Origin of the sequence: Gymnodinialimonas ulvae (assembly GCF_037543845.1) — a bacterium.
Taxonomy (GTDB): domain Bacteria; phylum Pseudomonadota; class Alphaproteobacteria; order Rhodobacterales; family Rhodobacteraceae; genus Gymnodinialimonas; species Gymnodinialimonas ulvae.
The window spans coordinates 124858-142585 of the sequence record NZ_JBBIFX010000004.1; the positions used below are offsets into that span (position 1 = coordinate 124858).

Below are 17728 nucleotides of genomic sequence, written 5' to 3' on the forward strand. Positions count from 1 at the left end.
CGCGCGGTCATTGATCCGCCGCAGACTCCGCGCGCCCCCCTACGCACAGACCCCAGTTCACAAGTGTCAGCGTCCCGTCGCCCGAAGGCCGCAGGAACCCGGTCTGCATCAACGGCACCGCCATCTGCGGAAAGTCCGCATCCCCAAGGCCGAGCTCTTCCATCACCATACCCACATCGTCCTGATGCAGCACGCAACCACGCGCGGCGATGGCTTGCGCCAGCGGATATCCCGGGTGAGCCTCAGGTGTTGCGGCCTGCCCATGGGCGATCCCGGACGCTACAAGTGTTATGCAAAAACCAAACAAATCAGGGCGCCCACGCCGTCTAAACCAGACCTTCGCGCCATCGCGGGCCGTCTGCCCGAGCCTCAAGGGCAATCCTCCGTCAGGCTCAGGACGTCATTCTCAAGCGTGATCGTCCCGATGCTCAACATCGCGACATAGCCCTGCGCAAAGACAGTCTGCATCCGGTCCACGATGTCAGTGTAGCGCTCTTCATCTGCCGCAGGCAGGTCGGTCGCCGCAAAAGGAAACGGGAAGACCTCCAGCCCGGTGATCGGGGCCAATTCGGTAAAGACCTCGCCCAAAAGCGCATCTTCCGACGCATAGGCCGACGGCTCGATGCTGCATCCATTGGCCCGCAGCACATTGGTAAATGCCGCCCCGATCAGGAACGGATCATCAGACAGAGTCTCGATGTAGGCGTCGGTCAGCGCGTCGATACCCGCCAAGGCATCAGACGTTGATGGCTCAAGCGCGGCTGTTTCATCTCGGCCAACAATCACGCGGCAGTCTTCGAACACGACCTCCGTGGCCCCAGACCGGTCCAACGCGCACAAATATGCCCCCCGTGCGTCCCGCACCAGCGCGTCACCGGACGGCGTGATCTGCACCACTTCAAAAGGCTGCTGCGGGCCGGATACTTGCGCGATTGCCACAGACGCGGACCAAAGGAAAAATCCCGCCATGGCGGCAACAGGAGCCGCCTGCGCGGGCGTCACCGGTCCACTTCCCCAAACACGATATCAAGCGAACCCAAGATCGCCGACACATCCGCCAATTGGTGGCCTTTGCAAAGGTAATCCATCGCCTGCAAATGCGGGAACCCCGGCGCGCGCAGTTTCGCGCGGTAGGGTTTGTTTGTCCCATCCGCCACCAGATAGACGCCAAATTCCCCCTTCGGCGCTTCAACGGCGGCGTAAACCTCACCCTCTGGCACGTGGAAACCTTCGGTGTAAAGCTTGAAGTGGTGGATCAGCGCTTCCATCGACGTCTTCATGTCGCCGCGTTTCGGCGGGGTCATCTTGCCCCGCGCCATGATATCTCCCTGGTTCTCGGGCATGCGCAGCTTTTCGCAGGCCTGCTTGATGATCGAGCGGCTTTCGCGCATCTCGGCCATCCGGCACAGGTAGCGATCATAGCAATCGCCGTTCTTGCCCACGGGGATCTGGAATTCGAACTCGTCGTAGCATTCGTAGGGCTGCGCACGGCGCAAATCCCACGCAAAGCCCGACCCGCGCACCATCACACCGGAAAACGCCCAATTCTGGATGTCTTCTTCGGTGACGATGCCGATATCGGCGTTGCGCTGCTTGAAGATGCGGTTTTCCGTCAGAAGCGTGTCGATATCATCGAGCGCCTTGGGGAACGCATCCGCCCATGCATCAATATCCTCGATCAACTCCGGCGGCAGGTCCTGATGCACGCCGCCGGGCCGGAAATAGGCCGCATGCAGACGCGCGCCACTGGCCCGCTCATAGAAGATCATCAACTTCTCGCGTTCCTCAAACCCCCACAGCGGCGGGGTCAGCGCGCCGACATCCAGCGCCTGCGTCGTGACGTTCAGCAGGTGGTTCAAGATGCGCCCGATCTCGCAATACAGAACGCGGATCAACTGCGCGCGGCGCGGCACTTCGGTCCCCGTCATCCGCTCAATCGCCAGACACCAGGCATGCTCCTGGTTCATCGTGCCCACATAATCCAGCCGGTCAAAATACGGCAGGTTCTGTAGATACGTGCGGCTTTCCATCAGCTTTTCGGTGCCACGGTGCAGCAGCCCGATATGCGGATCACAGCGCTCGCAAATCTCCCCGTCCAGCTCCAGCACCAGACGCAACACACCGTGCGCAGCCGGGTGCTGCGGCCCGAAGTTCAGGTTGAAATTGCGGATCTTCTGTTCACCGGTCTGGAAATCGGTGGAGCCATCGTCGTAGGTGTTCGTGCGGATATCGCCGTCCATCATGCCTTCTCCCCCTCAGCCTTTTCATCACCCGGCAGCACGTATTCCGCGCCTTCCCATGGGCTCATGAAATCGAACTGACGGTATTCCTGAACCAGCTTCACGGGCTCATACACCACCCGCTTGAGCGCCTCGTCATAGCGCACCTCGGTGTAGCCCGTTGTCGGGAAATCCTTGCGCAACGGGTGGCCGCGGAACCCGTAATCCGTCAGCAACCGCCGCAGATCGTCATGGCCGGTGAACAGGATGCCGAACATGTCGTAGATCTCGCGCTCGTACCAACCGGCGCTGGCATGCACGCTGGTGATCGAGGCGACGGTTTCATCCTCGCGGACCGCCGCGCGCACGCGGATGCGGTGGTTTTGATACATGCTCAGGAAATGGTACACGACATCGAACCGGCGGTCCCGGCTGGGATAATCCACCGCCGTGATATCGATCAGCGTCGAAAACTGGCACGTCCGGTCGGTCTTCAGGAACTCGACGAATTCCACCATCTGTGCCGGGGCCACATCCACCGACAATTCGCCGCGCGCATTGATATCCGTCGACAACACCGCGTCGGACCGCTTCTCGGACAGATACTCCGCCAGCTCTTGCAAGGCTTCGGTCATTCTCGCGTCCCCTCAGCGAACGATGGTGCCGGTGCGGCGGATTTTCCGCTGCAACTGCAGGATACCGTACAAAAGCGCCTCCGCCGTCGGCGGGCAGCCGGGCACATAGATGTCCACCGGCACGATGCGGTCGCAGCCACGCACAACGCTATACGAATAATGATAATACCCGCCGCCATTGGCGCATGATCCCATCGAGATCACGTAACGCGGCTCTGGCATCTGGTCGTAGACCTTGCGCAGGGCGGGGGCCATCTTGTTGGTCAGCGTGCCGGCCACGATCATCACATCCGATTGGCGCGGAGACGCGCGCGGCGCGATCCCGAACCGCTCCGCATCATACCGCGGCATCGACGTGTGCATCATCTCAACCGCGCAGCACGCAAGGCCGAACGTCATCCAATGCAAACTGCCCGTGCGCGCCCAGTTGATCAGATCCTCGGTCGAGGTGACGAGAAATCCCTTGTCCTGAAGCTCGCGGTTCAACGTCTGCGTCGCAACCTCGCGGTCGGCTCCGGCGTGGTTGGGGGTCGTTGCTACACCCATCGTGGCTCACCCTGTTTGGTCGTTCGGCTACTCAGATACGGGGGCACCGCCCACGGGTCAACGCCACCCGGCACGGGCGCGGCGATATGACGGCCCTGATCCCACAAGGGATCGCAGGCGCTAGGGGTCAGCCCTTGCTCAATCGAACCGATCCACACCAGAATAAAATGGCGTGCAACGCTCGGAATCCATCGTCACCGCAGTCATGATATCACGTGCGCGCATCGCACCGGACCCGATCGTTTCAAGAACCTCTTTTCCATAGTCCAATGCCACAGGGTCAGGGTGGAACCGCCCCACCGACCGCAACGAACGCTTGAATTGCGCAGACCGGCTGCTCACGGACGTCGCAACATACGGGGCCGATTGAATTGTCGCCTGTATCCCGACCAAAATGGCGTCATCCGGCAACAGGGGCGCAATACTATCCGCCCAATCCGCCATGGGTTCGGATGCGACCTGATCCAGCGCCTTGGCAACCGGATCAACGAATGTCTCAAAAGCGATCTCAGCGGTGGATTTACCAACACCGAATGACGCGCCCAACACCTTGTCATACCGGGCAACGGCCTCCTCAAAGTCGCGGCGCACCGCCCGGTCGGCCGGGGCATCGAACAACCGCTCCCGCGCGGCAAGGAAATGCACGCGCGCCCCATACTCTTCGCGGCCTTCCGTCAAGAAGGGGCGCGCGGCAAGCTCTCCATCTTGGATATCAACGGAGACGTTGTCCCATGGCATCGATGCGACCGGGATATCAAAAGGATCGTCAGTGTCTTTCGGATCTGGCGATGGCGATTCTGCCCGCTCGGCGCCGTCGTTCATCATCCAGAAGAAGACTTGGTTAAGCCGCGTATCGACAGCCACTGGAGTATCAGAATTTGCCGACATGATACCCGCAAAATTGAACTGGTAGAGTTCGTTGGCAAGGTTCATCGCTTCGTTCAGGGCCTCGGCCCTGCGCGTCTTGCCGCCCTGCATTGACCCGCAATGAAGTTTCGCCACTCGCTCCCAGACAGTTCGGGCTGCCGCCGGCTTTTCCTCGAACTCACTAATGAAATCCGCAAGAATGCTCTCAAAAACCGGCATCGGAAGCGTATCGAAGCTCAGGATTTCTTCAGGCGCACGCCGGAACAATTGGGCCAACCGGAAGAAGCCCTTGCTGATATCGACCGGCGGCCAATTCCGGTACGCGCCGCTGTCCTTCAGTTTCCCGCTCCAAAGCTTCATATCGCTTTGTATCTGCGGATCATTGGCCAGGGCCGCGTGCGAAGCGACCCCTCCCTCAACCATCGCTGCCAGCATATCGGTCGGATCACTTCGACACAGGATGGTCGCAAACCCTTCCTCGACCAAAACCTCGATAAGGGATGATTCCCCGGGGCGACGAATGCCATCCAAAGCCTCCGCGCTTTGCACGATATATCCGTCGTTGATCAGGCATGGTTCGCCAAACAGTAAATTGTTCAGCAAGGTTTGATTAAAGCTCAGGGCCTGGCGTTGACCAGTCCAGGGGTAGTCGGTGGTTTTGTCGTCAAGGCTCCCGAGATAGAGCATCTCAGGACCTCACTCCCACTCAAGCGCGCCCTTTTTCCACTCATAGGCGAACCCGATGGTCAGCACCGCGAGGAACACCATCATCGACCAGAACGCCGTATCGCTGAGGTCCGGGAACGCCGTGGCCCAGGGGAACAGGAACGCGATTTCCAGATCGAAAATGATGAACAGGATCGACACCAGATAGAACCGCACATCGAATTTCATCCGCGCATCGTCAAACGCGTTGAACCCGCATTCATAAGCGCTGACCTTTTCGGGGTCGGGATTGCGCACCGCAAGCACCACTGCCGACAGCATCAAGACAACACCAAGCCCGATGGCAAGCGCCAGAAAGATCAGGATTGGGGCGTAGTTCGACAGAAGATCGGTCATTGCGGTCTCGAAAAAATCCGGTCTTTTGCGGTGTAAAGCGTGGCATGCAACGGGTCAACGGGGCAGCGGTGCGTCAAATGGGGTCCACTGCTTTTGGGTTTGCTCCCGCACCGTGCTATGCTCCGCCGTCCGGCCTCCGATCTTTGCCCTGCCGTGATGAGACGTGGATGCCCTTAAGCGCGATCTTGGAGAAACTGGGGAAAGTGACGCGCCGCCGCGATCTGTGGTGTGCGTTGCTCGACTACCTCCACGCGAAAGGTATCCAAAGCGTCAGCTACCACACCACCGGGCCCGACAACAAAACCGCCGATATCGTCGCTGACGGCTTTCCCGACAAATGGATTTGCTCCTACATCAAGAAGCGTCTTGTCCAGATCGACCCGATGCCCACCCTCGCCGCACAGCTTGCCCGCCCGTTTTTCTGGCACGAGGTCTACGATCTGACCGACAATGCCGAAAGCACGCACCGTTATATGGAGCTTCTGAACGCGGCCAATCTGGGCGACGGATTGGCGCTCTATGTCTTCGGGCCCGGATTGCAGAACGCCTATGTAGGCCTTGGGTTCGGGGACAATGAAATCACCCTCACGCCCGAGGACGTCTTAGAAATACAATGTGTGGTTCAGGCCGCTCACCTCCGCTTTCTCGACCTGTCGAGCGATGGCCGCCCGGCCAATCCGCTGACGCCGCGCGAACATGAGGTGCTCGATTGGGTTGCGCGCGGGAAAAGCAATGGTGTGATCGCCGAGATCCTCGGCACCTCCCCGCATACGGTCGACACCCACATCCGCGCCATCTACCGCAAGCTTAACGTCACCGACCGCACCAGCGCGGCACTCAAAGCCGTCAGCTCCGGTTTGCTGCAATATCCCTCCGAACGCCTCCCGTGATCACGCGATTGGCGCGTGGCAGCGCACCGATATAAGTCCGCCGCACAAGGTCCATTGCCATACTCACGGAACCACTTTCATTTTGGACCGCGCCTCTCTTATGGGACATCCGCATGTGTATTTCAGATCCGGCAGAATATGCCGGTCACGCCCAAATTCGGGCCAAACGTGCCGGGATTCAGGCCTGTGCCCGCGAAGTCGGCGCCACACCTTTTGACCCGCCCGCCCAAGACGACGAAGACAAGACCACCCCGCTCAAGCCACGCCCGGTTGCGATCCTCGCCGGGGTTCCGACGCACCACGTCGCCCGGAGCGCGTCCCATATCGAGGCGTCGGGCTACGCGGTGCTGGTGGCGGCTTGCGCAAGTGAAACGCTCGAAGCGGCACGGTTGTGGTCCGCGCGGCTGGTGCTCATCGACATCGACAACATCGACGATTACGCGCCGCGTCTGATCGCAAGCCTTGCGGCGGATGACGGCACCGCCCCGGCCCGCCGCATCATCGCGATGGGCGATTTCATCCCCGACGGCCTGCGCCTGCAATTGCAGCAGGCCGGCGCGGACGGATGTTTCCAGCGCCCGATAAGCGGGGCGTGCGACTTGTTGAAACTCGACGCGTTCCTCTAAACCGCCCGCCACGCCGCCCGGCGACATCACAGCGTGTCGCGCAACTCCCGCCGCAGGATCTTGCCCGACGCGCTTTTCGGCACCTGATCGACAAACCGATACTCCTCCGGCCGCTTGTAGGTGGCCAGACACCCCTCGCAATGGGCGCGGATCGCGTCCTCCGTCAAAGCACCGTTGGTCACCACGAAGGCAATCGGCACCTCGCCAGCCGCCGGGTCGGCCTTGCCGATCACCGCGGCGTCCGTCACCCCTTCAAGCGCACACAGGGCCGCCTCGACCTCTGCCGGAGCCACCTGAAAGCCCTTGTACTTAATCAATTCCTTCAACCGGTCGCGGATGAACATGAACCCATCCTCATCGATCTCTGCCAGATCACCGGTCCGCAACCACCCGCCCTCTGCCATCGTCTCAGCGGTCGCCTCCGGGTTGTTGAGGTAGCCTTTCATGACCTGCGGCCCGCGGATCCACAACTCGCCCTCCATGCCCGCCGGCATGTCTTCCAACGTCTCGGGATCCACGATCCGACATTCGGTCGAAGGCACGGCCTGCCCACTTGATCCGTGGCGGATATTGCCCAAGGCCGTGATATGACTGATCGGCGACAGCTCGGTCATGCCATAAGCTTGCACGGCATCCGCACCGAACCGTTTGCCCATGGCGGCTTCGATCTCGGCGCCCAACGGCGCTGCACCGGACAGAACTTCGCGCACTGACGACACGTCGAACTCGTCCACCATCGGGTGCTTTGCCAGCGCCAGGGCGACCGGGGGCACGATGTAGAGCCGCGTGGCCCGGTGCTTCTGGATCAGCTTCAGGTACAGTTCCAGGTCAAAGCGCGGCATCGTCACGATCCTGGCCTGCTGGTTCAGGAACAGATTCATCATCACGGTCATGCCGTAGATGTGGAAAAACGGCAGGAACGCAATGGTGGTGTCCTGGGGTACAATCCGGGAGACCGCAGCCCCTTGAACAACATTGGCCACCAGATTGCGGTGGGTCAGCATCACCCCCTTGGGTCGCCCGGTCGTCCCGCTGGAATAGGGCAGCACGACAACGTGATCCGCCACATCCACCGGTGCCTGTTCGGGCAATTCCGCGCCCATGATATCGGCCAGCGAAAGCGCCCCCTCGGCCCCGTCGATCACCACCAGATCGCGGCAACCCGTCCCTTCCATCGCCTTGCGTGCCACGTCAGCAAACATCGAAATCGTGACCAGCATTTGCGCTCCGGCATCTTCCAACTGGTGCTTGATTTCGGGCGCGGTATAGGTCGGGTTGATCGTCGTGACGGTGCCACCGCCCCAGGCCACGCCGTGAAACACGATCGGATATTCCGGCAGGTTCGGCGCCAAGAGCGCGACAGTGCCGCCGGGCAAAACCCCGCGCTCGGTCAAACCCCCTGCCACGCGCTTGATCTGCTCGATCATCGCGCCCGCCGTCACTTCGCGCCCGGTCGGCCCGTCGATCATTGCGACGTCCCCGGCGCGGCCCTCGAACCCTTCGAACAGGTTCTGCGTCACCGAGATCGCTGGGACATCAACCGTGCCATGCCGGCTCTGGAAAATCGCCATAATATCCTCCCTGACACCGGCCTCTCATGCGGGCCGGCGTTAGGGGCAGGATCACGGACGAACCCCGTCTCTGTCCAGACCTATCATGTTCGGAGTTATTGCGCCCAACCCGGCTTGCGCTTGTCGAAGAAGGCGCCAATGCCTTCTGCGGCCTCGTCACTTTCCCAACGCGCCACCAAAGCGTCGATCGTGGCCCGTACCTGCACCTCGTCCGGTGCCGCGCAAAGCTCCGCCACCAGCGCCTTGCCCGCCGCGACCGCCCCCGGCGCAGCACTCAGGTAGGGCGCGATCTCGGCCTCCACCGCCGCGTCCAGCTCCGCCTCCGGCACCGCGCGTGCCAACAGACCCAGCGCCACCGCCTCCTCCGCGTCGAACCGGCGGCCCGAGAAAAACACCCGCCGCGCCCGTGCAGCACCCATCCGCGCCACCACATACGGCCCAATCGTCGCCGGGATCAGGCCAAGCCGCACCTCCGTCAGGCCGAACCGCGCGGTCTGAACGCCCACGGCGACATCGCACACGCTCATCAACCCCAAACCGCCGCCAAACGCCTGCCCCTGCACCCGTCCGATCAACGGCTTCGGCATCACATCAAGCGCCCCCAGCATCTCGGCCAGCGCCCGCGCCTCCCGCGCGCGTGTCTCCGCATCCGCCTCCATCTGCGCCCGCATCCAGCCCAGATCGCCACCCGCACAAAAGCTCGCCCCTTCGCCGGTCAGGACCACAACCCGAACCGCCGGATCGCGCCCCAATCGCCCGGCCAAAAGCGTCAATTCCGCGATCATCGCCGCGTTCATCGCGTTGTGAACATCCGCCCGGTTAAGGCGCACCCACGCCACGCCGCGATCGTCCACGCTCAATTCAACATGCGCCATGACGCATCTCCTTCGCCATCCGCGCGGCCTTGGCAACAACCGCCGCATCCAATCCGGTCTCATACCCGCGCTCAATCAAATGCGCATGAAGCGCCTCGGTCGCCAGATTTCCCGCCGCACCCGGCGCATAGGGACAGCCGCCAAGCCCCCCCACCGCGCTGTCGAACACCCGCACACCGCGCGCCAAAGCGACGTCGACATTGTCCAAAGCCCGCCCGCCCGTGTCGTGGAAATGCCCCGCCAACTGGCCCGCCTCCGCCACGTCCAGAACCGCCGTCAGCATCGCATCAACCGCCTCCGGCGTCCCGCGCCCGATGGTGTCGCCAAGCGAGATCTCGGCACACCCCATCCGCAACAACGCCCTTGCAACCTGCGCCACCTGCACCGGCGCCACCGCCCCGTCGAACGGGCAATCCGTCACGCAAGACACATAGCCCCGTACCACCATGCCCGCGTCCAGCGCCGCGTCCACGACCTCTGCAAACCGCGCAAGGCTCTCGGCCACGGACGCATTCAGGTTGGCCTTGGAGAACCCCTCCGACGCGCTGGCAAAGACCGCGATCTCCTCAACACCCGCCGCTTTCGCCCCCTCAAACCCCCGCATATTCGGCGTCAGCGCGGTGTAGCGCACCCCATCCATGCGTTTGATCCCGGCCAGAACATCGGCCCCGTCGGCCATCTGCGGCACCCATTTCGGCGACACGAACGACGCCACCTCGATCCGCGCAAACCCCGCGCACGACAGCAGATCAACCAAAGCAATCTTCTCCGTCGTCGGAATGATCCGCGCCTCGTTCTGCAACCCGTCGCGCGGCCCGACCTCGACAATCTCGACCAGCTCACCCATCGCGCGCCCCTGTCTTCCATTGGTCATAAATACCTGAAACCCCGACGCTAACCATCCGCGGGCACCTCGTAGAAATCCTTGGCGTAAAACGTCTGCGGCCCCTCGATCCGGGCGGCTGCCTGAAACGCGGGCCGCGCCTGCAACCGCGCCCAATAGGCCTGCAATCCCGGCCATGGGTCCAGGCGCACATAGAACGGCGCCGCGAACAGGTTGAATCCCAACATCACGTCCGCCGCCGAGAACCCCGACGGCAACAGATAATCACCCCCGATCATCCCATCCAGCGCCGCCAACGTCCCCTTCAGCCGAAGCGTATTGAGCTTCACCACGGCAGGTGACGGTGTCGCAGGGGGCCTCAGGAACAAATGGTTCAAATTCAGCTGTTCAATCAACGACGCCTGCGTTTCCGCAAACCCCATCGCCTCAAGATACGCCACCCTGTCCGCATGCCCCGGCGCGCGCCCAAAACCGAACCCGGGCCGCGTTTCGCACAGGTACTGCAAAATGGCCGCGCTCTCGAAAATCGTCCGCCCGTCGACCTCCAGCGCCGGAATACGCCCGGCGGGCGAATGGTCCTTCAATCCCGGCTCCTGCATCTTGCGCGACCCGATCCGGTATTTCTCCAGCTCCGGCGTGATCCCCATCTCCTGCAACAGCCACAACACCCGAAACGACCGCCCCCACGGCACATGATGCAACCGGATCATGCCTCCTCCTCCAACACGATCAAAGGGGCACCCGCATCGACCTGCGCCCCCGCCCGCGTCAGCACCTCGGCCACCACCCCGTCGCGCCCCGCCGTCAACACATGCTCCATCTTCATCGCCTCCATCACTGCCAACTTGTCGCCCGCCGCGACCTCCGCGCCCGTCTCAACGAACACCGCTTTCACCAGCCCCGGCATCGGCGCCTCGATCCGGCCCGCGCCCTGCGCCTCGGCCTCCACGTCGAGCGGGTCGGGCACATCGAAATGGTAATTGTTGCCCCAGAATACGCTCAATCCCGCCGCGTGGCGCACGACCTCCGCCGTCACCGGCGCCCCGTCGACCGCCCAATCACGCGCCAATCCGCGCGCGACGCGATGCTCGGCCCTGTCCAATGCCACTGCGTAATCTCCCGGCCCCAGCGTCGTGACCTGCGCCACCTCCACCACGCCGTCCCGTGCGATCCCGACACTCTGCGGCACCGGGTCCCATAACGTGAAGCCTTCCACAGCACCGTCGCGGTCCACCGCGCCCACCGCCGCCAGTGCCCGCGTCCGCGAACACGGCACCGGGGCCTGCGCCAAGACCTCGACCTCCCGGTCAATGAGCCCCGTATCCACCTCGCCGCGCCCAAAACCCGCGTGCCGCGCCAACGCGCGCAGAAATGCCAGGTTCGTGACCGAGCCCGCCACCTGGCATCCCGCCAAGGCCTGCTCCAGCTTGCACAAGGCAATCTCCCGCGTCGCCCCATGCACGATCACCTTCGCAATCATCGGGTCATACCACGGGCTGATCTCGTCGCCCGGCCGCACACCCGTGTCGGCCCGTACGCCCTCGGGAAACACCAGATGCGTCAACGTTCCCGTGGCGGGCAAGAACCCCTTCGGCACGTCCTCCGCATAAAGCCGTGCCTCGAACGCATGGCCATCAATCGACAGATCCTCCTGCCCCATCGGCAAGGCCTCACCCGCCGCCACGCGCAACTGCCATGCCACCAGATCCACGCCTGTGATCGCCTCCGTCACCGGGTGTTCGACCTGCAATCGCGTGTTCATCTCCATGAAATAGAACCGATCCGCGCGCAGCCCGTCGGAGGCGTCGACGATGAACTCCACCGTGCCCGCGCCCTTATAGCCGATCGCCTCCGCCGCGCGCACCGCTGCCGCGCCCATCGCAGCGCGCATCTCTTGCGTCATGCCCGGCGCAGGGGCCTCTTCGATGACCTTCTGATGGCGCCGTTGCAGCGAGCAATCGCGCTCGAACAGATGCACCGCACGGGTGCCATCGCCGAACACCTGCACCTCGATATGGCGCGGGCTGGCCACGAATTTCTCGATCAGAACCGCATCATTGCCAAACGCCGTCGCCGCCTCCCCTTGCGCGCTGGCCAGTGCGTCCACGAAATCCTCGGGCCGGTCCACGCGCCGCATCCCCTTGCCGCCGCCGCCCGCCACCGCCTTGATCAAAACCGGATAGCCAATTTCCGCCGCGCGGTCCGCCAACCCGTCCTGCGACGCCCCGTGATAGCCCGGCACCACGGGCACGCCCGCATCCTCCATCAACGCCTTGGCCGCATCCTTCAATCCCATCGCGCGGATCGCCTCGGCGCTTGGCCCGATGAACACCAACCCCGCCGCGTCGCAGGCCTCCACAAATTCCGGGTTCTCGCTCAGGAACCCATATCCCGGATGCACAGCCTGCGCGCCCGTGGCCTGCGCCGCCGCGATGATCGCCTCGCCCCGCAGGTACGAATCCGTCGGCCTCGCGCCGCCGATATGCACCGCCTCATCGGCCATCTCCACGTGCCGCGCGCCCGCATCTGCGTCCGAGTAGACCGCGACCGAACGCACCCCCAAGGCGCGCGCCGTCTCGATCACCCGGCAGGCAATCTCGCCCCGGTTCGCAATCAGGATCTTATCGAACATCGCACTCTCCATTTGACGGCATTCGCTCAAAGCGATGACGGTAAATCAGGTTCGGCCACGCCCCGTCGATCCAATAGACCAGCACCGGAAGGAGCAAGCCGATCAGCGCCGGGGATTGCACAACGCAAGCGGCGATAAAGACGCCGATCACCATCGGACAGGCCACCGGTCGCCGCGCAAGAATGAGCCAGATCGGCGACACAAATACCACGATCAGCGCCACCTCACGGGGCCGGGCCATCCCCATGAGAAGATCGAATGCAACCAGCTCCGATGCCAGCCCCACGGCCAGCGCGCTCAAACACAATTCGATGCTGAGCCGATTGAGCCGGTGATCCGTCAGATATTCCGCGCCGATGAACAGTCTTTCCCGAATGCCGCGCCCGGTCGTCTCCAGCCGCCGATACCGGGCATGGCCCCAGCCGCGGCCGAACCGCACCGCGGCGAGACTGGCCAACCAAACCAACAACAGCGTGCCGATCGCGACCGCCCAGGATGGGAAGGTCACGGCGATGCCCAACCCACTCACAAGCCAGACGGGCCTCATGAGAGTGAGCGCTGGCCATTTGCCAAAGTGACCCAAAAGGATCAACGCAACCGTCGTCGCCCCCAGCGTCGCCACGCCGAAACCCGCCTGCCAATCCATCCCAAGCGCCAAAAGCGCCACGAAACCCGGCAGGCAGAAAAAGATCCACACGTCCCTCACCACCAAGACCCACTTTCCCCGTCCCGCAAATGCGCCCGCGCATAGTCCGGCAAGGGCCAGGCGTCCCGGTCCAGATCCGCGCGCGTCTGCGTGCCACCAACCCGCTCGGCATGCACCAGCAACTCCGGGTGCAACGAGACATCCAAGGCCGCCAGTGCCGCCTCGACCTGCCCCTTGGTGCGGTCGATCTCATCGGCAAGCTTCGCCTCGTCCGATCTGCCCTTCAGGAACCCGGGCATCGCCACCTTGCCCAGAACCATGCGCCCGACAGACAGCGCAAGCCCCAGCACCATCGTAGCCACGAAATCACTCACCAGATCGACCACGTTGAAATTCCAGCTCAACCAGCCGCGCTTTCCGCCCTTTCCGGCAAGGTCTGCCCGCATCCGGTCGAACTCCCGCGCGAAAACCTCGCGGAACTGCCGCGCGAACTGCACCCGGCTGAAATCATCGCGCCCCGCAAAGACGCGCAATGCGGGTCGCACGAAAATCCCACCCTTTGAGCGATCCACAAATTCTTCGAAGTCAAAGAGGAAAAAGTAATCCTCCGCATCGCCCGAATTGTGGATCAGGTAGACGGCAATCTCCGCCTCCCGGCCAAGGGTCGGCATCTCCGGCAAATAGCCCCCCAATCGTTCAGCCCACGACATCCACCGCCCCAAAATCCTCGACCACCTCGAACCGTTCCCAGATCAGCTCCATCTGCGGGTCGAACACGCCCATCCGCCGGTAATATGCCTGATGGCCCGCGCGCCAGCCCTCCAGCGTCTCGTCTTCCCCCTCAGCCAGCGCCATCTCCGCGCCCATGTCGCAAAACCGCACCAGCCGCAGCTCCACCGTCCGGTTCACCAGCGCAGGCCGCCCGTCAAACGTCGTGGCAATATCGCACCGTCCGATCTGCGGGATCGCTTCACCGCGCGCCACTTCCGCCATCGACAAACAGGTCGCCCGCTTGGCCCCCGACCGCACCAGCCCCAGCAGATGCGCCGACAAACGCGCACTGTCACCGAAGACATAGGTGACGGCCCCGGGAAACCGGCTTTGAAGCGCGGCCAAACTCATGGCCCCGCCGCCCGCAAATGGATCAGGACCGGCGGCTCACTGAACTGACCCAGCCCCTCGATGTCGTCAAACACGCCCGTATCGGGTTGCAAATCGCACACGGCGAGATGCCGCGTCACACGCACCGCGCCCGCCTCCTCCCCCGACGTGCAGGAGAAGACCAAAGCCACCGGATCCACCGCCAGCGCCGCCTGCGCAATCGCGCGCAGGGCCGCGAACGCAGCCCGCCGTGCCGCCAATGCCTCCGGGTCGTCCTCCTCGACCATATCGGGCGGGTAGCCGGAGCATCCGAAGACGCAACTGCAATTCCACCCTTCAGGCGTTCTGTCGGCCACCCGCATCACGCGCGCCTTGTCAGTCAGTGCCGCGGGCCGATGCTCCACCTCCGGCGCAAGGCCCACCTCGTCCGGCGCGACCTCCCCGAACCCGTCCACGGGCGCATCCGTGCCCAGATAGACCATCAGGCACATCCGCTACATCCGGAACACGCCGAAGCGTGTCTCCTCTATCGGCGCGTTCAGGCTCGCCGCCAACGACAATCCCAACACCTCCCGGCTCTTGCGCGGATCCACCACACCGTCATCCCAAAGCCGCGCGCTGGCATAAAGCGGATGCGATTGCGCCTCGAACATATCAATTGTCGGCTGCTTGAAGGCGGCCTCCTGCGCCTCCGACCACGCCTCGCCCTTCTTCTCCATCGCCGTGCGTTTGACCGTTGCAAGAACGCCCGCTGCCTGCGCGCCGCCCATCACCGAAATCCGGCTGTTCGGCCAGGACCACAGGAACCGCGGCGAATACGCCCGCCCCGCCATCCCGTAATTGCCCGCCCCGAACGAGCCACCGACCAGCATCGTCACCTTCGGCACCGCCGTCGTGGCCACCGCCGTCACCATCTTGGCCCCGTGCCGCGCAATCCCTTCGTTCTCGTACTTTCGCCCGACCATGAAGCCGGTGATGTTCTGCAGGAAAACCAATGGGATCCTGCGCTGCGAACACAGCTCCACGAAATGCGCCGCCTTCTGCGCGGCCTCGGAAAACAACACCCCATTGTTCGCGATGATGCCCACCTGAAGCCCCATCACCTCCGCAAAGCCACACACGATGGTCTCGCCGAACCGCGCCTTGAATTCATCGAAATAACTGTCGTCCACGACCCGCGCGATCACTTCGCGGATATCATACGGCGTGGTCAACGCCGCCGGAACCACCCCCAACAATTCGTCGGGGTCATAGGCCGGGTCGCGCCCGCCCAACACGACCCCGCCGCCGGGCCCCAAATTCGCAACGGCCCGTCTGGCCAGAGCCAACGCATGGGCATCATCCTCCGCCAGATAATCTGCCACCCCCGAAAGACGTGTGTGCACATCCCCGCCGCCCAGATCCTCCGCCGAGACCACCTCCCCCGTCGCGGCCTGCACCAACGGCGGCCCGGCCAAAAAGATCGTCCCCTGCTCCTTCACGATGATCGACACATCCGACATCGCCGGAACGTAGGCGCCCCCCGCCGTGCACGAGCCCATGACCACGGCAATCTGCGCAATCCCCTTCGCGCTCATCCGCGCCTGGTTGTAGAAAATCCGCCCGAAATGGTCGCGATCCGGGAACACCTCATCTTGATTGGGCAGGTTCGCCCCGCCACTATCCACAAGATATACACAAGGCAATCCACACTCCTCGGCGATCTCCTGCGCCCGCAAATGCTTCTTCACCGTGATCGGATAATACGTCCCGCCCTTCACGGTCGCATCGTTGCAAACGACCATCACATCACGCCCGTGCACACGGCCCACCCCGGCCACAACCCCGCCACACGGCGCGGCCCCGTCATACATCCCGTGGCCCGCCGTCGCGCCGACCTCCAGAAACGGAGACCCCGGGTCGAGCAAGTTCGCCACCCGCTCCCGCGGCAACATCTTACCCCGGCTCACATGCCGCGCCCGCGACCGCTCGCCGCCGCCCGCCGCCGCCATCTCCGCCGCTTCGCGCACAACGGTCAGGGCCTCTAAATGCGCCGCCCGGTTTGCCTTGGCCTCATCGGAGCCCGCGATGAAGGATGATTTCAGTTTCATCGCAAGTACTCCAAATCAACGGGCTCGTTTCCTACCAGTGGCACCGCGCCTTGCCGCCGCGCTAAGCGCCACACGTCGTAGGCATCTTCCAATGCGACCGTTTCTGAAACGACCTCACAATATCGCTCACGTTCCGCCGGGTCGGCGATCTGGTTACAGTTCGCGGGATTTGCTTCGCCTCTAGCGCGCTCCATGGCCCGGCGATAACGACCTTCTGCAAACCGATTTCCTCCCTCAATAGCCTCTGGTAGGCCATCGGTGATCTGACTGCGCACTTCTCTCAGCCAAACCGAGAGATCCGACAGACAAGCCCCATCGGCTTCCGGAAGGTCGCAGAAGCCCCTTGCCTCAAACAGGCAGGTATGGCTTGCAGAGGAATAGACTTGGCGCAGCAGCAAGTCGTCTTCTTCAGAAAAGCCGCCCGCCAGCGACGTCTCAAAAGCTCGACCTCCGACCACAAGGCACCCCTCCGCCAGCCAGATCGCGTCAGCAGCGGGGCGGTGTTGATCGCCATGCCCTGGATCAGGCAGAGCGACGCCAGCGACACCCATAGCCACAGCCAACATCCGTACCCCCATCACTCCAACCCGCTCATCTCGGCCCAATCCAGCGGCCCCATCACGCCCGCCAACCGCGCCACCTGCCAGGCCCACACGGCCTCCTCGAACTTCAGAACCGACTGGAACGATGCGCACCAAAGCGTCCGCCGATACGTCTCGCCCGCGCAATCGTCGCCCGCGTTCGCCCCATGGGCCACGGCCCAGACGTTGCCGTAAAGCGCCCCCAACGGCAGCCCATCGACCTCCCCCGGCGCGGGCAAAACCGCCCGCATCGCCTCGGCGCGCGCGTCAAACGCCGCCCGCAACCGCCGCTGGCAATGCAAGGAATTCGACGACACCTCGCAAATCCCCATCGCCAGATATCCACAATGCTGCACCCAATGGACATTGATCGCATTCAAACCACGCGTCACGCCATAGCCCGGCAGGGCCAGCAATCGCGCCTCGAACGCCGCCATCTGCTCGGGCACGCAGGCCTCGAACCTCGGCACATCCGGCGCACCATCGCCCCAGCTTTGCGCCTGAACCGGCCCCGCCAAAAGCACCAAAAGACCGGCCAACATC

21 protein-coding genes are annotated in these 17728 nt (G+C 63.4%); 2 read left to right on the plus strand and 19 right to left on the minus strand.

Going from position 1 to position 17728, the window contains the following annotated elements:
- Positions 1–7: 7 nt before the first annotated feature.
- The 7 genes from V8J83_RS17710 to V8J83_RS17740 all read right to left on the minus strand — a co-directional run bounded on the left by V8J83_RS17710 (position 8) and on the right by V8J83_RS17740 (position 5329).
- Positions 8–307: a hypothetical protein gene (locus V8J83_RS17710; protein WP_339987820.1), complete on the minus strand. Its 300-nt coding sequence runs from the start codon at positions 305–307 to the stop codon at positions 8–10.
- 62 nt (positions 308–369) lie between these two features.
- A complete protein-coding gene (locus V8J83_RS17715; RefSeq protein ID WP_339987821.1) occupies positions 370–939 on the minus strand; it encodes a hypothetical protein in 570 nt (189 codons plus the stop codon).
- A 59-nt stretch (positions 940–998) separates the two neighbouring features.
- A complete protein-coding gene (locus V8J83_RS17720; protein WP_339987822.1) occupies positions 999–2243 on the minus strand; it encodes an NADH-quinone oxidoreductase subunit D in 1245 nt (414 codons plus the stop codon).
- Complete coding sequence (locus V8J83_RS17725; protein ID WP_339987823.1) at positions 2240–2854, minus strand: NADH-quinone oxidoreductase subunit C; 615 nt, start codon at positions 2852–2854, stop codon at positions 2240–2242. Before V8J83_RS17725 ends, V8J83_RS17720 begins: the two co-directional genes overlap by 4 nt.
- A 12-nt stretch (positions 2855–2866) precedes the next feature.
- Entirely contained in the window at positions 2867–3400 is a 534-nt protein-coding gene (locus V8J83_RS17730) for a NuoB/complex I 20 kDa subunit family protein (RefSeq protein WP_339987824.1), read from the minus strand.
- 138 nt (positions 3401–3538) lie between these two features.
- Positions 3539–4954, minus strand: a complete 1416-nt coding sequence (locus V8J83_RS17735) for a hypothetical protein (RefSeq protein WP_339987825.1) — start codon at positions 4952–4954, stop codon at positions 3539–3541.
- A 9-nt stretch (positions 4955–4963) separates the two neighbouring features.
- Positions 4964–5329 carry an NADH-quinone oxidoreductase subunit A gene (locus V8J83_RS17740; RefSeq protein WP_339987826.1) on the minus strand — a complete coding sequence of 122 codons (366 nt, stop codon included), beginning with the start codon at positions 5327–5329 and terminating at the stop codon, positions 4964–4966.
- A gap of 167 nt (positions 5330–5496) precedes the next feature.
- Here V8J83_RS17740 and V8J83_RS17745 point away from each other — a divergent pair, with 167 nt between their 5' ends.
- The gene (locus tag V8J83_RS17745) at positions 5497–6219 is read left to right on the plus strand and encodes a helix-turn-helix transcriptional regulator (RefSeq protein WP_339987827.1); all 723 of its coding nucleotides are present in this window, start codon (positions 5497–5499) and stop codon (positions 6217–6219) included.
- A 113-nt stretch (positions 6220–6332) separates the two neighbouring features.
- The gene (locus V8J83_RS17750) at positions 6333–6845 is read left to right on the plus strand and encodes a response regulator (protein WP_339987828.1); all 513 of its coding nucleotides are present in this window, start codon (positions 6333–6335) and stop codon (positions 6843–6845) included.
- A gap of 26 nt (positions 6846–6871) precedes the next feature.
- Here the strand turns inward: V8J83_RS17750 and V8J83_RS17755 are convergent, their stop codons facing one another.
- The 12 genes from V8J83_RS17755 to V8J83_RS17810 form a co-directional block, all read right to left on the minus strand.
- On the minus strand, positions 6872–8416 hold the full coding sequence (locus V8J83_RS17755; protein WP_339987829.1) for an AMP-binding protein: 1545 nt from the start codon (positions 8414–8416) through the stop codon (positions 6872–6874).
- A 95-nt stretch (positions 8417–8511) separates the two neighbouring features.
- Entirely contained in the window at positions 8512–9291 is a 780-nt protein-coding gene (locus V8J83_RS17760) for a crotonase/enoyl-CoA hydratase family protein (RefSeq protein ID WP_339987830.1), read from the minus strand.
- Positions 9278–10138: a hydroxymethylglutaryl-CoA lyase gene (locus V8J83_RS17765; protein WP_339987831.1), complete on the minus strand. Its 861-nt coding sequence runs from the start codon at positions 10136–10138 to the stop codon at positions 9278–9280. The genes V8J83_RS17760 and V8J83_RS17765 overlap by 14 nt, the downstream gene beginning before the upstream one ends.
- A 47-nt stretch (positions 10139–10185) precedes the next feature.
- Positions 10186–10845, minus strand: a complete 660-nt coding sequence (locus V8J83_RS17770) for a glutathione S-transferase family protein (protein WP_339987832.1) — start codon at positions 10843–10845, stop codon at positions 10186–10188.
- Positions 10842–12767: an ATP-binding protein gene (locus V8J83_RS17775; protein WP_339987833.1), complete on the minus strand. Its 1926-nt coding sequence runs from the start codon at positions 12765–12767 to the stop codon at positions 10842–10844. The genes V8J83_RS17770 and V8J83_RS17775 overlap by 4 nt, the downstream gene beginning before the upstream one ends.
- Complete coding sequence (locus V8J83_RS17780; RefSeq protein ID WP_339987834.1) at positions 12757–13464, minus strand: hypothetical protein; 708 nt, start codon at positions 13462–13464, stop codon at positions 12757–12759. The genes V8J83_RS17775 and V8J83_RS17780 overlap by 11 nt, the downstream gene beginning before the upstream one ends.
- Before the next feature lie 5 nt (positions 13465–13469).
- A complete protein-coding gene (locus V8J83_RS17785) occupies positions 13470–14123 on the minus strand; it encodes a hypothetical protein (RefSeq protein ID WP_339987835.1) in 654 nt (217 codons plus the stop codon).
- On the minus strand, positions 14110–14535 hold the full coding sequence (locus V8J83_RS17790; RefSeq protein ID WP_339987836.1) for an ASCH domain-containing protein: 426 nt from the start codon (positions 14533–14535) through the stop codon (positions 14110–14112). Before V8J83_RS17790 ends, V8J83_RS17785 begins: the two co-directional genes overlap by 14 nt.
- The gene (locus tag V8J83_RS17795) at positions 14532–14996 is read right to left on the minus strand and encodes a hypothetical protein (RefSeq protein WP_339987837.1); all 465 of its coding nucleotides are present in this window, start codon (positions 14994–14996) and stop codon (positions 14532–14534) included. Before V8J83_RS17795 ends, V8J83_RS17790 begins: the two co-directional genes overlap by 4 nt.
- Positions 14997–15008: 12 nt before the next feature.
- Entirely contained in the window at positions 15009–16604 is a 1596-nt protein-coding gene (locus V8J83_RS17800; protein ID WP_339987838.1) for a carboxyl transferase domain-containing protein, read from the minus strand.
- A complete protein-coding gene (locus tag V8J83_RS17805; RefSeq protein ID WP_339987839.1) occupies positions 16601–17170 on the minus strand; it encodes a hypothetical protein in 570 nt (189 codons plus the stop codon). The genes V8J83_RS17800 and V8J83_RS17805 overlap by 4 nt, the downstream gene beginning before the upstream one ends.
- 11 nt (positions 17171–17181) lie before the next feature.
- Positions 17182–17727, minus strand: coding sequence for a hypothetical protein (locus V8J83_RS17810; RefSeq protein ID WP_339987840.1), 546 nt, complete (start codon positions 17725–17727; stop codon positions 17182–17184).
- Between the last annotated feature and the right edge of the window lies 1 nt (position 17728).

Bases quoted from the DNA above. Each gene is read 5' to 3' on its own strand.
- V8J83_RS17790 (WP_339987836.1), bottom strand. From the start codon at position 14,535: ATGAGTTTGGCCGCGCTTCAAAGCCGGTTTCCCGGGGCCGTCACCTAT.
- V8J83_RS17795 (WP_339987837.1), bottom strand. From the start codon at position 14,996: ATGGTCTATCTGGGCACGGATGCGCCCGTGGACGGGTTCGGGGAGGTC.
- V8J83_RS17730 (WP_339987824.1), bottom strand. From the start codon at position 3,400: ATGGGTGTAGCAACGACCCCCAACCACGCCGGAGCCGACCGCGAGGTT.
- V8J83_RS17725 (WP_339987823.1), bottom strand. From the start codon at position 2,854: ATGACCGAAGCCTTGCAAGAGCTGGCGGAGTATCTGTCCGAGAAGCGG.
- V8J83_RS17735 (WP_339987825.1), bottom strand. From the start codon at position 4,954: ATGCTCTATCTCGGGAGCCTTGACGACAAAACCACCGACTACCCCTGG.
- V8J83_RS17800 (WP_339987838.1), bottom strand. From the start codon at position 16,604: ATGAAACTGAAATCATCCTTCATCGCGGGCTCCGATGAGGCCAAGGCA.
- V8J83_RS17755 (WP_339987829.1), bottom strand. From the start codon at position 8,416: ATGGCGATTTTCCAGAGCCGGCATGGCACGGTTGATGTCCCAGCGATC.
- V8J83_RS17805 (WP_339987839.1), bottom strand. From the start codon at position 17,170: ATGTTGGCTGTGGCTATGGGTGTCGCTGGCGTCGCTCTGCCTGATCCA.
- V8J83_RS17760 (WP_339987830.1), bottom strand. From the start codon at position 9,291: ATGGCGCATGTTGAATTGAGCGTGGACGATCGCGGCGTGGCGTGGGTG.
- V8J83_RS17765 (WP_339987831.1), bottom strand. From the start codon at position 10,138: ATGGGTGAGCTGGTCGAGATTGTCGAGGTCGGGCCGCGCGACGGGTTG.
- V8J83_RS17810 (WP_339987840.1), bottom strand. From the start codon at position 17,727: ATGTTGGCCGGTCTTTTGGTGCTTTTGGCGGGGCCGGTTCAGGCGCAA.
- V8J83_RS17750 (WP_339987828.1), top strand. From the start codon at position 6,333: ATGTGTATTTCAGATCCGGCAGAATATGCCGGTCACGCCCAAATTCGG.
- V8J83_RS17785 (WP_339987835.1), bottom strand. From the start codon at position 14,123: ATGTCGTGGGCTGAACGATTGGGGGGCTATTTGCCGGAGATGCCGACC.
- V8J83_RS17740 (WP_339987826.1), bottom strand. From the start codon at position 5,329: ATGACCGATCTTCTGTCGAACTACGCCCCAATCCTGATCTTTCTGGCG.
- V8J83_RS17770 (WP_339987832.1), bottom strand. From the start codon at position 10,845: ATGATCCGGTTGCATCATGTGCCGTGGGGGCGGTCGTTTCGGGTGTTG.
- V8J83_RS17775 (WP_339987833.1), bottom strand. From the start codon at position 12,767: ATGTTCGATAAGATCCTGATTGCGAACCGGGGCGAGATTGCCTGCCGG.
- V8J83_RS17745 (WP_339987827.1), top strand. From the start codon at position 5,497: ATGCCCTTAAGCGCGATCTTGGAGAAACTGGGGAAAGTGACGCGCCGC.
- V8J83_RS17720 (WP_339987822.1), bottom strand. From the start codon at position 2,243: ATGATGGACGGCGATATCCGCACGAACACCTACGACGATGGCTCCACC.